We start from the raw sequence: 14417 nt of genomic DNA on the forward strand, positions 1-14417 counted from the left end.
CAGGCGCGCCTCGAGGCCAGGGGATTCAGTGGATCTGAAGAGAATTCTGTTCGACGTCAGCGATCACGTCGCGACGATCACGATCAATCGGCCCGAGCGGCTCAATGCAACCGACGACCTCGCTCGCACGGAACTCGGATTGGCATGGGCCCGGGTGCGCGACGATACGGATATCCGCGTGGCGATCATCACCGGAGCCGGGGATCGAGCGTTCTGCGCCGGACAGGACATCAGGGCCACGGCCGAGGGCGGTATCCGCAACAAAATTCCCGGATCTCGGCTGCACCACAACGTGTGGAAACCGGTCATCTGCGCGCTGAACGGCATGGTAGTCGGCGGCGCGTTGCACCAGGTCGCCGATGCCGACCTGATCATCGCCGCCGAACACGCCGAGCTGATCGACACCCATCTGCAGGTCGGCAACGTGTTTGCGCTGGAGCCCGCGGTGCTACTGCGTCGGATGCCTTTGTCGATGGTGATGCAGCTGGCGCTGATGACGAAGGACGGTCGCATCACCGCGCAGCGTGGCCACGAGATCGGGCTCATCAACGAGGTGGTGCCGGCCGACAGGCTCCAGGAGCGTGCTCGCGAGATCGCGTTGGCGATCGCGAAGCTGTCGCCTGCCACCGTTCAGGCGTCCATCAAAGCGATGTGGTCCAGCCTCGACGTCGGGCTGCACGCTGCTCACGATGTCGCATACCGCTACGTCCTCCAGCACCAAATGACGCATCCCGACTACCGGGAGGGAATGGTCGCGTTCGCCGAAAAGCGTGAACCCCGCTGGGTGGTCGAATGACGTTGGCGGCCATGAAATTCCATTACGATTCGCTTCCATACGAAGCGGCGATGCCAGCGATGCTGGCAACCGTTGCCGCAGCGCACGGCTCAAGCGACTTCGTCGTCTCAATGGGCGCTGACGGCACGGTAGACCGAATAACCTACGCGGAGGCGGAGACCCGTTCTGCCGACCTGGCGGCCCGCCTCCTCGCCGCGGGTGTCACCAAGGGAGTGCGTGTCGGAATACTGGCACCGAACGGCCCCGACTTCGCAGCCGCCTTTCTGGCGATCACCCGCATGGGTGCGGTCGCCGTGCCGATCAACACGTTCTTCCAACCTGCCGAGTTGCACTGGGTACTCCGCGATGCCGATGTCCAAACGCTGCTGGCCGTCGACATGCTGCTCGGCAAGGACGTACTGGAGCGGATCGAAGCCGCGGCCGGCCGCTGGGACAATGCCGACGGGCCCTTGCGAGTCGACCGGCTCCCCCAGTTACGTAACGTCCTCCCACTTGGCACCACCGGTCGTCGCTGGCCAAGCATGTGGCCGGACCCGGTTTCGACAGACTTCCTCCGAGCGTGTGAGGCGACCGTCCGGGCAGCCGACGATCTGCTCGTCATCTACACCTCTGGAAGCACGTCAAACCCCAAAGGCATCATCCACACTCACGGCACAGCGATCACCCACGCCCGCTTCATCGCGACCGCGCACGGTTGGGATGACACCGACCGCATCTACGTACCAATGGTGTTCTTCTGGGTCGCAGGCCTGGTCTTCGGCTTCCTGGGCCCAATGCAGGTCGGGGCGACGATCCTGACCGAGCACAAGTTCGATGCGGGTGACGTTCTGCGTCTACTCGAGAGCGAAAAAGCTACCTACACAACGGGTTTTCCGCATATCGGACCTGCTCTGGTGAACCACCCGGATTTCGACGCCACCGATTTGTCCAGTCTGCGGGAGGGCTATCAGCAGGTGCTACTCGCACCGGAGCGGCGCACCGCCGACCCCTCGCTGCGAGTAGCGCAATTGGGAATGACCGAGACCTGTAGTTCGCACACATGGTGGCCACCGCACGAACAGGTCCCCGAGGCCAAACGTGGATCGCTGGGGGTCGCTGCGCCGGGCTACGAGCACAAGGTCATTGACGATGCTGGCAATGAGGTCCCCAATGGCGTGACAGGCGAGATCTGCGTGCGCGGAACAGCATTGCTCCGCGGGATGATTGGTAAACAGTGGCACGAGGTGGTAGACCGCGACGGCTGGCTGCACACGAAGGATGCCGGTTATCGCGACGACGACGGCCACCTGTACTTCGCGGGACGCACCGACGAGATGATCAAGACATCAGGTACGAACGTCGCCCCCATGGAAGTGGAGGCGGCGCTGGGGCGCATCGACGCTGTGCGCATCGCCTACGTAGTCGGAATCCCTGACCCGGACAAGGGCGCGATCGTCAGCGCCGCCGTGGTGCTCAATGAAGGCCGGACTGCGACGGCGGACGATCTTGTGACCGCATGCCGTAGCCAAATTGCTGCGTATAAGGTGCCGAAAAGGTGGGCGATACTGGCAGATGCGGAAAGCTTGCCGTACACCACCACCAACAAGATCGATAAGGTGCGACTGACTGCACTGATGTCCGCGGGAGAACTCTCGTGACGTCGCTCGCCGACCTCGAGGCGCGCATCGAACGCCTCGAAGCACTCGACGAGATCCGTCAGCTTGCCGCGAAATACGCCGTCGCGCTGGACATGCGCGACCTCGACGCGCTGGTGAATCTTTTCGTCGAAGACGTGGGCGTGCCAGGCAAGCGCCGCGGCCGTGCGGCCTTGCGTTCCTGGTACGACGTCGAGATGCGCCACGATCTGTTGGGCAGCGCACACGGCGTCCTCGGCCATGTCATCGATATCCACGACACCGATAATGCCACCGGCCTCGTCTATTCACGCAATGATCTTGAGACGGAGTCGGTCTGGGTGATCGAGATGCTTGCCTATCTCGACAGTTACCAACGCCGGGACGGTCGCTGGTACTTCGTCAAGCGGATCCCCTTGTTCTGGTACGAAAGCGATATCACCGACCCACCTGTGGGCGGGCAGAAGATGAGATGGCCTGGCACCCCTCGACATGACGGGGGCTTGCACGATGCGTTTCCGTCATGGCAGGAGTTCTGGAACGCCGGACCTGGCCGCCTCGAGGCCCCAGTTACCGCGCCCGCCCCGGTTGGCGGGTGGCTACGCGCGCTCCGCCGAGATGCTGCAGATCCCCGGGTAGATCCCACCGGACGCGACGTCGAGGACCCGAGGAACCGTTGAGATGACGAGTTCCGCTGAGGGTTTCGCGGCAACAGAGGAGCAACAGGAGTTGCGCCGGTCGGTCCGGGCGTTCCTTGAACTCAAGTCACCTGAGAGTGAAGTACGCCGCGTGATGGAGTCCCCAGAAGGCTATGACCCCGGCGTGTGGCGGCAGATGGCTGATCAACTTGGGTTTCAGGGTTTGGCCATTCCGGAAGAACTTGGCGGAACTGGCTTTAGCTTCGCGGAACTGGGCGTCGTTATCGAGGAAACCGGGCGAGCGCTCCTGCCGGGGCCATTCTTCGGCTCGGCCGTGTTGGCGGGCAGCGTCCTGATGTGCTGCGACGACGACGGCGCAAAGTGGAGGTATCTCCCGCGCGTTGCGTCAGGTGAAACCGTCGCAACGCTGGCGTTGACCGAGCAATCCGGCCGATGGGATGCCGAAGGCGTTCAGACCGAAGCGCGCCGAAAGGGATCATCGTGGATCCTCAACGGCACCAAGACTTTTGTGCTCGACGGGCACATCGCGGACCTGGTGTTGGTCGCGGGGCGGACCGACGCAGGCATCTCGCTGTTCGCCGTCGACCAGACCGACAGCTTGACCCGCCGTGAGTTGTCGATGCTCGATCCGACGCGGCGGCAGGCACGTATCGACTTCTCCGATACCCCTGCCGAACTAATCGGCTTCGAGGGACAGGCATGGCCCGCGCTATCGCACGCACTGGATATCGCGGCGGCCGGACTTGCCGTCGAGCAGGTCGGGGGCGCACAGCGATGTCTAGAACTTGCCGTCGAGTACGCAAAGACTCGCCGGCAGTTCGGTAAGCCAATCGGATCGTTCCAAGCGATCCGGCACAAGTGTGCTGACTTGATGTTGAACATCGAATGCGCGCGCGGGGCAGCCCAATACGCGGTACAGGCCGCGGCTAGCGGGGCGGCCGAACTACCGGCCGCTGCGTCTCTGGCGAAGGCTTACTGCTCAGAGGCTTACGCCCGAGCTGCGGCGGCGAACATCCAGATTCACGGCGGAATCGGATTCACGTGGGAGCATCCCGCACACATGTATTTCAAGCGCGCCAAATCATCCGGACTTCTACTGGGCGACGCCACGTACCATCGCCGACTGCTCGCTGATCGCGTCGGGATCTAGAAGTCCGTACCACCGTCGATGTTGATCACCGCGCCGGTCATATAGGCGGCCCGGTCACTGAGCATGAATGCGATCAGTTCGCCTGCCTCGTGCGGTCGCCCACCGCGGTCAAGAGCCACACGCATGTTCCACGCCGGGTTGCTTGCGAGGTGCGTGTAGATCGCGTCCTGCAGCGCCACGCCGTATTCCTCTGCCCGCCGCGCGCGAATGAAATCATTGACTTCGGTATCGAACAAGCCAGGACATACGGTGTTCACCCGGATCCCCTCCGGCCCATGGGTTTTGGCCAGAATCTTGGACAGCGTCAACACAGCCGCCTTGAGCGCGTTGTACGGAGGAATGAGGATCTTCGGCGCGCGGACCGAATACGCGGCCGTAGTCACCACCGTTCCTCCGCCATTGCGCCGAAGATGCGGAATGATCGCGCGGCAAGACCGCACCGTCGCCATGAGAATCATTTGGTAATACCAGTCCCACGAGTCGTCACCGTGTTCCAGGAACGGACCCTGCTGTTTCATCGGCCCTGCGGTGACCGCCAAGCCGCGCAAAGGCCCTAGGTTGTCCGCGGCCGTCTCAACGGCGCGCTCCACGCCGTCACCGCTCGCTGCCGCGTCAACAGTGATGCCGACGGCACTCACATCGTTCGCGTCAGCCAATTGCTTGGCCTTCGCGGCGGCACGCTCACCGTCACGCGCCAGCAGCGCAACATTCGCGCCATCGCGCGCAAGCTGCTCGGCCGCGGCGAACCCCATGCCGGTGGTTCCACCGACGATGACGAAGTTACGTCCGGCCACCCCGAGGTCCATGCCGAGTCCTTCCTTGCCAGCGCATCCTGCGGGACGACACTAAGGTGGCAGGGTAAACAGTTGAACGCTGCATGTCACTATGACCACCCCGATCCCCGCTGGCTGTCGTGGGTTGCCACGTGCGGTGCGCCGGAACACCGGAACAGTAGGTGTCGCGTAGCATAGAAGGCTTGGAGCAGGCAGATTTCCGGGACGAGGAGCGACATGTCGACTGAGCGGGTCACGGCCGAGCTCGATGGGCAGGAAGAGTCCGACCGCCGAGACCAAATCCTCGAGGCGGCGAACTTGTGCTTCACTCAACTCGGAATCCAGCGCACTAGCGTGCAGGATGTCGCCCGCATGGCCAATGTGTCGCGCGGCACGGTGTATCGGTACTTCGAAGACCGGACAATCCTCATCGAAGCTGCTATCGAGTTCGGCGCCCAGAAGTTCTATCAGGAAGTCGCCGCGGCAATGGCGAAGAAGTCGACACTGGCGGAGAAGGTCGGCGCAATGGCCGAAACCCACGCCAAGATCCTGATCGACCATCGAACCCGCAACCGGCTGATGGCCGATGACGCCGAGTTGATGCGGCACATGATTTCGGACGGTGACTCGGCTGTCAGGCGCACCACCGAGTTTCTAGTGCCCTACGTGAGGGAGGCCCAGGACCGTGGTGAAGTCGGGGCCGGAGTCGACGTCACCGCCGCCAGCGAATGGCTCGCACGGATCATCTACTCGTTCTCGACCGTAAATCAGGCCCAAACCTTCGACATGTCCAAGCCCGCCACGGTGCGCCGCTACGTCGAGAAGTTCGCGATCAACGGCTTGCGCTGAGGTGCGGCCAGCTATGGTCAGTTAGACACATTCTGTAATACTGTTCTCTACAACAACGTCGGAGAACGAGGCAGAGGGTTCCATGGGTGAGCGATCGCTGGCCGGCAAAAGGGTGGTCGTGGTCGGCGCTTCGGCCGGTATCGGACGCGCATTCGCCGTCAGAGCAGGCAAGGAGGGCGCCAAGCTGGTGCTGGCTGCGCGACGAGCCGACAAGCTGGACGAGGTGGTCGCCGAGGCCGGCGTCGGCACGACTGTGGCCGTGGACGTCCGCAATCCGGCCGATTGCAACCGTCTCGGGAAGGTTGCCGGGGAGACACTCGGACAGGTCGACATTCTCTTGATCTCGTCGGGATACGCACCGCTGAAGATGATCACCGACACCGACGCCCAGGACTGGCGTGATGTGTTCGACACGAACGTGGTCGGCGTTCACGAGATCATCCGCGCCCATCTGCACTTGCTCATTCCGTCGGCGATCGTCGCGGCGCTGTCGTCGGATTCGGTCCGCTATCCACACACTGCACTCGGTGCCTACTCGTCGAGCAAGGCTGCGATGGAGCGATGCCTCGTGTCGTGGCGCATGGAAAAACCAGGGTATCGCTTCAGCTGCGTGGAAATCAGTGGCACGGTGCCGACAGACTTCACCTCGGCATTCGATCCCGACCTGCTCGGCACCGCGTTGACCGAATGGCTTGCCCGCGGTCTCGTCCAGGAGAGCCGTATGACCCCGGAAGCCGTAGCCGATGTTCTGGCCGGAATGTTCGCGAGCGCCATCGACCACCCCGACGTGGGTCTGGAATCCATTGTCATCAAATCGCCGACAGGACCGATGCGGGCATGACGACCCAGGTCGAATCGGCGTGGCCGTCACACCCCGACTACAAGATCGAGATCGAGCCCTGTCCCCATACCGCGCAGGTGTGGTTGAACGACCTCCTCGTCGCCGAGAGTGCAAGTTGTCTCGTGGTCACCGAAACCGATCACGTTGACCGGCTGTACTTCCCGGAGGCGGACGTGCAATGGAATCTGTTCACTGCGACCGAACACGCCACGGTGTGCCCCTTCAAAGGCGAAGCGCGCTATTGGAGTCTCTCCCATGGCGACCATTTGATCGAGAATGTGGTCTGGGGCTATCCGAATCCGCTGCCGGAGGTGGCGGGCATCACCGGCCACGTTTCGTTTTACGACAAGGACCTGCGCGTCGTTGTCGTGGAAAGTTGGCCGGACGGATCCACGGTGCCGGCGAAGTTTCCACTCTGGGGTGACGCCACCGAGCTGGTACGGCTCATCGATGTCGAACCGATCGGCGCGGGTCGATTTTGTGGGCCTGCACACGGGCCGACGCATCGCGATGTGGTCGAAGGCGGCCAGCTGCTCGCCGAAGCCATCGTGGCCGCATCCAAAACTGTTCCAGAGCAACGGGTCACGTCGGCATCGATGGTTTTCATCAAGGCGGCTTCTTTCACGGCACCGGTAGATCTGAACGTCGAGTTGTTGCGAAAAGGGCGGACCTTCTCCACCGCTGAAGTACGCGCGACCCAGGACGGCACACTGCGCGGGGCAGCGATCCTACTGTGTGATTCCGGCGCCTCAGACGTGATCGGCCACGTTGTCGCGATGCCCGACGTCGCGGGGCCGTCCGAAGCAGTGCCGTTCGAGGGATTCGGCATGCCTGGACGCGAAATCCGTGTTGTCGATGCAGCCTACGATCAAGATCCCAACCGTGTCGGCCCGCCGGAGATCAACGCTTGGATGCGGTTTCGTGACGCCCCCGAACAGCGCTACCTCCATTCTGCCCTCCTTGCGCAATCGACCACGCATTGGACCATTGCGGCGGGAATGCTGCCGCACGCCGGATTCGGTGAAGCGTTGGCACACCGCACGCTGTCAACCGGAATCATGAAGGCCACGGTCGCCTTTCATGAAGATGTCGATGTCACAGACTGGTTGTTGTATGCGAATCGTGCCTTCTGGGCTGGGCGCGGTCTAGTGCAGGGTGACGGTCATGTGTTCACACGAGACGGGCGACTTGCGGCTTCGTATGTCATCCAAGCCATGGTGCGAGAGTTTGCGCGCGATCCGGCGTCTATGGGCCACGACAGCCGCACGGCGATGTGACATGGCAATCGACATTTCGTACCGCGACGTGCCACGCGGACCTGGAGACGCTCTCGCGCCGCTATGCCGCCGCTCTGGATCGTCGTGATGACAATGTCTCACTGAGCAACTGACGCCACATGCCCAAGTACGTATTGGCCGCCATTCGGGTGGTGATACCAGCCACCGGCAGCAGCGGTTCCTCCGTCCACGTGCAGCGTTTGCCCCGTGACGTAAGAGCTCAGGTCGCTCGCGAGAAACACCGCGGCACCGGCCATCTCGTCAACATGTCCAGCACGACCGAGGGGCACCATCAGCTTCGCATTCTCCTCTCCTGCGGGCGCCATCCTCGACAGACTTTCGGTCAGCGTGAAGTCGGGAGCCAGCCCATTGACCCGAATATCGTGCGGGGCGAGCTCTAGCGCAGCCGTCTTGGTGAAGTTGACGACCCCGGCCTTGGCTGCGGCGTACGCGGCGAATCCAGGGGCCGCCCGCACCCCTTCGATGGTGCTCACATTGATGACGCTGCCGCCGACGCCCCCGCTGACCATTGCCCTGGCTATCCGCTGTGTGCACAGCAAGACCTGCGTCAAGTTGATTCGAATCAGCGCGTCCCATCCATTAGGTGAAGTGTCGAGCAAGCCGGACCAGAACACTCCGCCGGCGTTGTTTACCAGAATGGTTGGTGGACCGAGCTTTTCGATAGTCATCGCGACAGCAGAATCGACCTGATCGACGTCACGAACATCAGTTACGCAGGGCAATCCACCGATGTCATCAGCCGCCGATCTCGCGGACGCCTCGTCTTTCTCCCAAACTGCGACTCGAGCCCCGAACTCGGCGAACGCAGCCGCGATGGCACGTCCGATGCCGGCTCCACCACCGGTGACGACCGCTACTCGGCCATCAAGCGATACCGCGTCCCGGCGTACTACCATCCGCTGTCCCTTCGAGTCCACGCGGCGCCCAGCCGAACTCGGCTCATGCGAAGTCCATTATCAAGTGAGTAAGCCTGAGTGCGGCGATCTTCCACTGCCCGTCGATGCGCACCCATCGGTCGTGGTAGTGACCGTAGGCGGTCAATGAAGTGCCGTTATCCCAGACGACTCTCTCCTGCACTGGCCAAATCGCCTGTGCTTGATCACCGTCAACCTCGACCTCGGGCATGTGCACTTGATGGACCGTCTTGGCGCCCGCTACCGAAGACTGCACAGCCGCTATGACATTGGCGCGACCGACGATAGGCGGCACATCTGGATTGCCGTCGCTGAGATCAAACTCCATATCGTTCGTGAGTAGTTCCGCCAATGCCGTCCAGTCCTTGGTATCCAACGCGCGGCAGTAACGCGCCTTCGCCTGACATAGCTCAAGGATCTGAGCAGGCGCCTCGTTAGTCATTTGACCTCGAGTTGCAGGCGTTCGAGCCGCCTGACCAGGATGCTCGGCAGCCACCGCCCTGCCTCGGCAATACGGATCCAATTGGTGCCGTCTAGCAACATGCTGAGGACGATTTGGGCTTCCATCCGAGCGAGCGCGGCACCTACGCAGAAGTGAGCGCCCTTGCCGAATGTAAGGTGCCCCTTCGCCTTTGGACGGTCGAGCCGAAATTCGTTGGGTGCCCCGAACTGCGCCGGATCTCGGTTGGCCGCGCCCCACAACAACAGCAGACGATCGCCCGCTGACAGGTCGACACCACCGAGTTCTGTGTCCGTGACCACATGCCGGTAGTGAGCGCGGAACGGCGGTTCGTAGCGCAGGGACTCCTCGATGAATGCTCTCAACAGGCTCTTGTCATCGCGCAACCGCGTCTGGACGTTCGGTTGAGTTGCGAGAAGCCATACCGCGCTGCCGAGCAGTGACGCGGTCGATTCACCGCCCGCGCTGAACAGGGTCAGCATCATGACGCGAGCGGTGGTGTCGTCGAGATCCCCGGATGCGCAAGCTGACGCCAAATCGCCGAGCAAGTTGTCCTTCGGGTCTGCGGCGGCCCGCTCAAAATGCTCGCCGATGTAGGCACTCAGTTCCATCGCCGCAGCGCCTGCGGCGGCGAGTCCGTCTGAATCGATCAGTCCGTCGAGCAGCTCCGTGGTGGCGTAGCCCGCAGTGATCAGCATGTCAACGTCGTCACCAGGTAACCCAATGATCTTGGCCACCACCATCATCGGCAGCCGGTTGGCCATCGCGCCCATCCACTCGATGCGACCGTTGCGAAGACTGTCGACCCACAACAGGCCGGCGGTATCCGCGACGAAATGCTCTGCGGCGCGAATGCGCCTTGCCGCGAGCTGGGGAACCAGCATTTTGCGGTGCGCAGCGTGAAGCGGATCATCCGCAGTAGCCAAGACCTGGGTGGGGCCGCCTAGCCCATCAAGTTCGAATGCGCCAACCCCATTCTCAGGCGTGTAAGTCATCGTGGCCGTGAGGTTCGATGAGAAGACCTCGGGCCGGTTGATCACATCGTGGATCGCGTCCCACTCACAGACTGCATAGAAACCAGAATCGCCGACCCTGTGCACGGGTCCGCGTTCGCGCATCCGGTCATAGAGCGGATACGGATCCTGAATGTTGCTGTCGGCGAAAAGGTCGACGCTCGCCTGGTCCTGACCGACTGTCACAAGCTGCCGCCGGTCCAGCGACTACACGCTAGCTGCACATGTGACAGATTAACACTCAGTGTTCTATTATCCAACGGCGACGGTAGGTTGTCCGATCGCATTGGAGGCTTAGATGAACCGTCTCACGGGCAAGGTAGCCGTGATCACCGGCGCGGCACGGGGCCAGGGTCGCAGCCATGCAATCCACATGGCCGACGAGGGCGCCGACATCATCGCCCTGGACATCTGCGCGGACATTCCCTCCAACGAATACCCGTTGGCGACGCCAGCTGACCTCGACGAGACAGCTAGCCTGGTCGAAAAAGCCGGCCGTCGAGTCGTCACGGCCGCAGTCGATGTCCGCGACCGCTCGACTTTGAAAACGGTGCTCGATGATGCAGTCAGTGAGCTTGGCGGCTTAGACGTCGTCGTCGCGAATGCGGGAATATGCCCGCAAGGCAACCATATTCCGTACCGTGGGTTCATCGACGCTTTCGATGTGGACTTCGTGGGCGTCGTCAACACCATCCATCTCGGCCTCGAGCATCTCACGCAGGGCGGATCCGTGATCGTGACGGGATCGATTGCGGGCCTTGTCGAACAGAAGGATCTCGCGACCGGCGGAGGGCCGCAGGGCCCCGGCGGAGCGGGCTACGGCATGGCAAAGAAGATGATCCGCGACTATACGAAGGCGCTTGCACTCACGATGGCGCCCCACAACATTCGGATCAACACAATCCACCCCACCAACGTGAATACCGACATGCTGCACAACCTGCCGATGTATCGGACGTTCCGGCCGGACCTATCCGATCCATCGCGCGAAGACGCCGAGCTGGTCTTCCCAATCCTGCAGGCGATGCCGATCCCTTATGTTGAGACGGCGGACATCTCGCATGCGGTCGTCTACCTCGCGTCGGACGAGTCTCGGTACGTCACAGGGCAGCAACTATTCATCGATGGCGGTGCGGGCCTGAAGATGGGCATGTGAGCACAGCAAGCCCTGTGGGAGGTTGACTGACAGTCGTTATTGACGACCGGCAGCGAACCGGCCTCAACTTGTCGCACCTGCTCTGTACCGTCGACGAGCCAGATTCTGAAGTCCCGGAATGGCAAAACGTAACGCGCAGCTTGTGCCACGACCTGTCGCTGACGGGGGGTTTGCGTATGTCGGGGTGACTCAGCTGGAGTTATCGAACTCCCCAAGTTCGTCAGGAAGTGCATTTGGGCGAGATCGGTGCTGGCGCGTTATGGCCGGCGACGCTGACGGTGGTTTCTACCGTTCGAGATGACGCGACAGATGAGAATGTGACATCGAGGTTGAGAACCTACAACTTCTGACGCTGACCCGTCGCCACGACGATGTCGTTTTTTCGCCAGTGATGTCGGTGGGCTCGTGTAATTGTCGATGCATGCACGAAGATTTCGACCGCTGCTATCGGGCCGTCCAGTCCAAGGACGCCCGGTTCGACGGCTGGTTCGTCACCGCCGTGCTGACTACGAAGATCTACTGCCGACCGAGCTGCCCCGTCCGCCCACCATTCGCCCGCAACATGCGGTTTTACCCGACAGCCGCGGCCGCCCAACGAGCTGGATTCCGAGCCTGCAAGCGCTGCCGCCCGGACGCCTCGCCGGGTTCGCCGGAGTGGAATGTGCGTGGCGACGTCGTGGCCAGGACGATGCGGCTCATTGCGGACGGCACCGTCGATCGCGAGGGTGTCAAGGGGCTGGCCGCCCGCGTGGGTTACACCACCCGACAGCTCGAGCGGCTGCTGCAGGCTGAGGTCGGTGCGAATCCGCTGGCGCTGGCCAGGGCCCAGCGCAGCCAGACGGCCCGGGTGCTCATCGAGACGACAGAACTGCCGTTTGGCGATGTCGCTTTCGCCGCGGGGTTCTCGAGCATCCGTCAGTTCAACGACACCGTTCGGGCGGTCTGCGATCTGACGCCGACGGCTCTGCGCCAACGCGCCCGCACGCGATTCGGGCGTGGCAACGGCGCTCTATCGCTGCGCCTGCCGGTGCGCACACCGTTCGCGTACGAAGGGCTGTTCGGCCACCTCGCGGCGAGCGCGGTGCCTGGCGTCGAGGAAGTGCGCGACGGCGCCTACCGCCGTACGCTGCGACTGCCCAACGGCAACGGAATCGTAAGTCTCACACCGCAACCCGATCATGTGCAGTGTCAGCTGGTGTTGGACGACTTCCGCGACCTGTCCACCGCGATCGCCCGGTGCCGGCGACTGCTCGACCTCGACGCGGATCCCGAGGCCGCCGTCGACGCACTGAGCGCCGACCCCGACCTGACCGCCCTGGTGGCCAAGGCGCCGGGCCAACGAATTCCGCGTACGGTCGACGAGCAGGAGTTGGCGATCCGAGTAGTGCTCGGTCAGCAGGTGTCGTTGAAGGCCGCGCGCACCCACGCCCGTCGGATTGTGACGGCCTACGGCCAGCCGATCGCCGACTTCAATGGTGGTCTGACACATGTGTTTCCCGCGGTCGAACATCTCGCCGAGATCGATCCCGTGCATCTCGCTTTCCCGAAGTCGAGGCAGAGATCGTTGACGACGCTGATCGGGGCATTGGCGGACGGCGACGTGGTCCTCGACGCCGGCTGCGACTGGAACCGTGCCCGCGAGCAGCTGCTGGCATTGCCGGGCATCGGCCCGTGGACCGCCGAGGTGATCGCGATGCGCGGGCTCGGCGACCCCGACGCCTTCCCGGTCAGCGATCTCGGCGTGCGAGCGGCGGCCAAGCAACTCGGTCTGCCTGACGATGTTCGGCCGCTGACTGAACGCAGCGCACGGTGGCGGCCATGGCGGTCGTACGCGACTCAGCACCTGTGGACAGCCCTGGATCATGCGGTCAACGAATGGCCGCCGAAGGAGAAGTGATGCAAGAAGTGCTATTTCGGTCGATCGACAGTCCTGTCGGGAAGCTGACGCTGGCCGGCACGGATGGCCGACTGATGCATCTGCGGATGGTCGATCAAACCTACGAACCGAGCCATGATGGTTGGGAACCCGATGACGACGCGTTCCCCGAAGCCGTCGAACAACTCGAGGCGTACTTCGCCGGCGACCGGATCGACTTCGACCTCGATCTGAATCTGGTCGGCACCGCATTTCAACGGCGAGTGTGGGAAGCGCTGCTGACAATCCCGTACGGAGAGACGCGGTCATACGGCGAGATCGCCCGGCAGATCGGATCACCAGGAGCATTCCGCGCTGTCGGACTTGCCAATGGCCACAATCCGATCGGCATCATCGTGCCGTGCCATCGCGTAATCGGATCGAATGGCAGCCTCACCGGATATGGCGGCGGACTCGACCGAAAAAGGGCATTGCTGGCATTAGAGAAAAGCCGTTCTGCCCCGGCACTATTCTGATTAGCGTTCCAGCGCTTTCGCGCAGGCGGCGAGGACCGCCGAGAAGTTCGAGCGAAGCAGCCGAAAGCTCACTGCCTCAAGCACTTTCCCGCCTGCGTACACGGGGTGCCCGTACACGGTCCGCCAGCCGACATGTGTGCCATCGCCTGCGGGAGTAAGCGTGAGCGTGCCGCCTTCGTGCTTGAACGGCGGCACCGAACGAAGGATGAGGTAGGAGTAACTCCGTGGCGGGTCGTACGCGGTGATCTCCTCTTCGAACCACATTCCCGCCCCGATCACCCACCGGCGGGCCCCGGCGGCCGCTGCCGACGTGCCCTTTACGAATCCTGCCCTGAGCGCGAGCGGAGCGGCGGTCAGATTGACCGGGTCTGCGAGCCAATCGAATACAGCTGGCGGAGGAGCGGCGATCATCCGCTCGACATACAGCTCGACCATTGAAGACTCCTTGCTATTTCGTCTCCACAAATGCCTTTGCCCCCCAACAGAATTGGGGGGCAAAGGACT

The 14417-nt window shown here is 62.7% G+C and carries 15 protein-coding genes; 10 read left to right on the forward strand and 5 right to left on the reverse strand.

The genetic code is table 11. The features are described 5' to 3' along the window. Positions 1-28 precede the first annotated feature (28 nt). From ACWW36_RS30260 to ACWW36_RS30275, 4 genes are read left to right on the forward strand one after another with little or no spacing between them, the layout of a single operon-like run. On the forward strand, positions 29-796 hold the full coding sequence (locus ACWW36_RS30260) for an enoyl-CoA hydratase-related protein (protein ID WP_456139571.1): 768 nt from the start codon (positions 29-31) through the stop codon (positions 794-796). Then, complete coding sequence (locus tag ACWW36_RS30265) at positions 793-2433, forward strand: class I adenylate-forming enzyme family protein (protein ID WP_456139572.1); 1641 nt, start codon at positions 793-795, stop codon at positions 2431-2433. Before ACWW36_RS30260 ends, ACWW36_RS30265 begins: the two co-directional genes overlap by 4 nt. Further along, a complete protein-coding gene (locus ACWW36_RS30270; RefSeq protein WP_456139573.1) occupies positions 2430-3089 on the forward strand; it encodes a nuclear transport factor 2 family protein in 660 nt (219 codons plus the stop codon). Before ACWW36_RS30265 ends, ACWW36_RS30270 begins: the two co-directional genes overlap by 4 nt. 1 nt (position 3090) lies before the next feature. Beyond that, the gene (locus tag ACWW36_RS30275) at positions 3091-4218 is read left to right on the forward strand and encodes an acyl-CoA dehydrogenase family protein (protein ID WP_456139574.1); all 1128 of its coding nucleotides are present in this window, start codon (positions 3091-3093) and stop codon (positions 4216-4218) included. Here ACWW36_RS30275 and ACWW36_RS30280 read toward each other — a convergent pair. Further along, a complete protein-coding gene (locus ACWW36_RS30280; RefSeq protein ID WP_456139575.1) occupies positions 4215-5024 on the reverse strand; it encodes an SDR family NAD(P)-dependent oxidoreductase in 810 nt (269 codons plus the stop codon). The two genes, ACWW36_RS30275 and ACWW36_RS30280, sit on opposite strands and share 4 nt — an antisense overlap. Positions 5025-5228: 204 nt before the next feature. Between ACWW36_RS30280 and ACWW36_RS30285 the strand changes: the two genes are divergently transcribed. From ACWW36_RS30285 to ACWW36_RS30295, 3 genes are all read left to right on the forward strand, one after another. Then, complete coding sequence (locus ACWW36_RS30285; RefSeq protein WP_353380346.1) at positions 5229-5840, forward strand: TetR/AcrR family transcriptional regulator; 612 nt, start codon at positions 5229-5231, stop codon at positions 5838-5840. Between the two features lie 82 nt (positions 5841-5922). Next, positions 5923-6681, forward strand: a complete 759-nt coding sequence (locus tag ACWW36_RS30290; protein ID WP_456139576.1) for an SDR family oxidoreductase — start codon at positions 5923-5925, stop codon at positions 6679-6681. Continuing rightward, positions 6678-7958 (forward strand): DUF427 domain-containing protein, encoded by a 1281-nt coding sequence (locus tag ACWW36_RS30295; protein ID WP_456139577.1) that lies wholly within the window; start codon positions 6678-6680, stop codon positions 7956-7958. Before ACWW36_RS30290 ends, ACWW36_RS30295 begins: the two co-directional genes overlap by 4 nt. Positions 7959-8056: 98 nt before the next feature. On the opposite strand, the gene ACWW36_RS30300 is transcribed toward ACWW36_RS30295, so the two are convergent. The 3 genes from ACWW36_RS30300 to ACWW36_RS30310 are packed head-to-tail and all read right to left on the reverse strand — an operon-like array spanning position 8057 to position 10552. After that, positions 8057-8875: an SDR family NAD(P)-dependent oxidoreductase gene (locus ACWW36_RS30300; protein WP_456139578.1), complete on the reverse strand. Its 819-nt coding sequence runs from the start codon at positions 8873-8875 to the stop codon at positions 8057-8059. A 43-nt stretch (positions 8876-8918) separates the two neighbouring features. Then, positions 8919-9335: a nuclear transport factor 2 family protein gene (locus ACWW36_RS30305; protein ID WP_456139579.1), complete on the reverse strand. Its 417-nt coding sequence runs from the start codon at positions 9333-9335 to the stop codon at positions 8919-8921. Beyond that, complete coding sequence (locus tag ACWW36_RS30310) at positions 9332-10552, reverse strand: cytochrome P450 (protein WP_456139580.1); 1221 nt, start codon at positions 10550-10552, stop codon at positions 9332-9334. The genes ACWW36_RS30305 and ACWW36_RS30310 overlap by 4 nt, the downstream gene beginning before the upstream one ends. 112 nt (positions 10553-10664) lie before the next feature. Between ACWW36_RS30310 and ACWW36_RS30315 the strand changes: the two genes are divergently transcribed. From ACWW36_RS30315 to ACWW36_RS30325, 3 genes are all read left to right on the forward strand, one after another. Beyond that, positions 10665-11522, forward strand: a complete 858-nt coding sequence (locus ACWW36_RS30315) for a mycofactocin-coupled SDR family oxidoreductase (protein WP_456139581.1) — start codon at positions 10665-10667, stop codon at positions 11520-11522. A gap of 421 nt (positions 11523-11943) precedes the next feature. Continuing rightward, positions 11944-13419 (forward strand): AlkA N-terminal domain-containing protein, encoded by a 1476-nt coding sequence (locus tag ACWW36_RS30320; RefSeq protein WP_456139582.1) that lies wholly within the window; start codon positions 11944-11946, stop codon positions 13417-13419. After that, the gene (locus ACWW36_RS30325) at positions 13419-13913 is read left to right on the forward strand and encodes a methylated-DNA--[protein]-cysteine S-methyltransferase (protein ID WP_456139583.1); all 495 of its coding nucleotides are present in this window, start codon (positions 13419-13421) and stop codon (positions 13911-13913) included. Before ACWW36_RS30320 ends, ACWW36_RS30325 begins: the two co-directional genes overlap by 1 nt. Here ACWW36_RS30325 and ACWW36_RS30330 read toward each other — a convergent pair whose 3' ends face one another. After that, positions 13914-14348, reverse strand: a complete 435-nt coding sequence (locus tag ACWW36_RS30330; RefSeq protein WP_456139584.1) for an SRPBCC family protein — start codon at positions 14346-14348, stop codon at positions 13914-13916. Between the last annotated feature and the right edge of the window lie 69 nt (positions 14349-14417).

Source organism: Mycobacterium sp. MMS18-G62 (assembly GCF_053877835.1).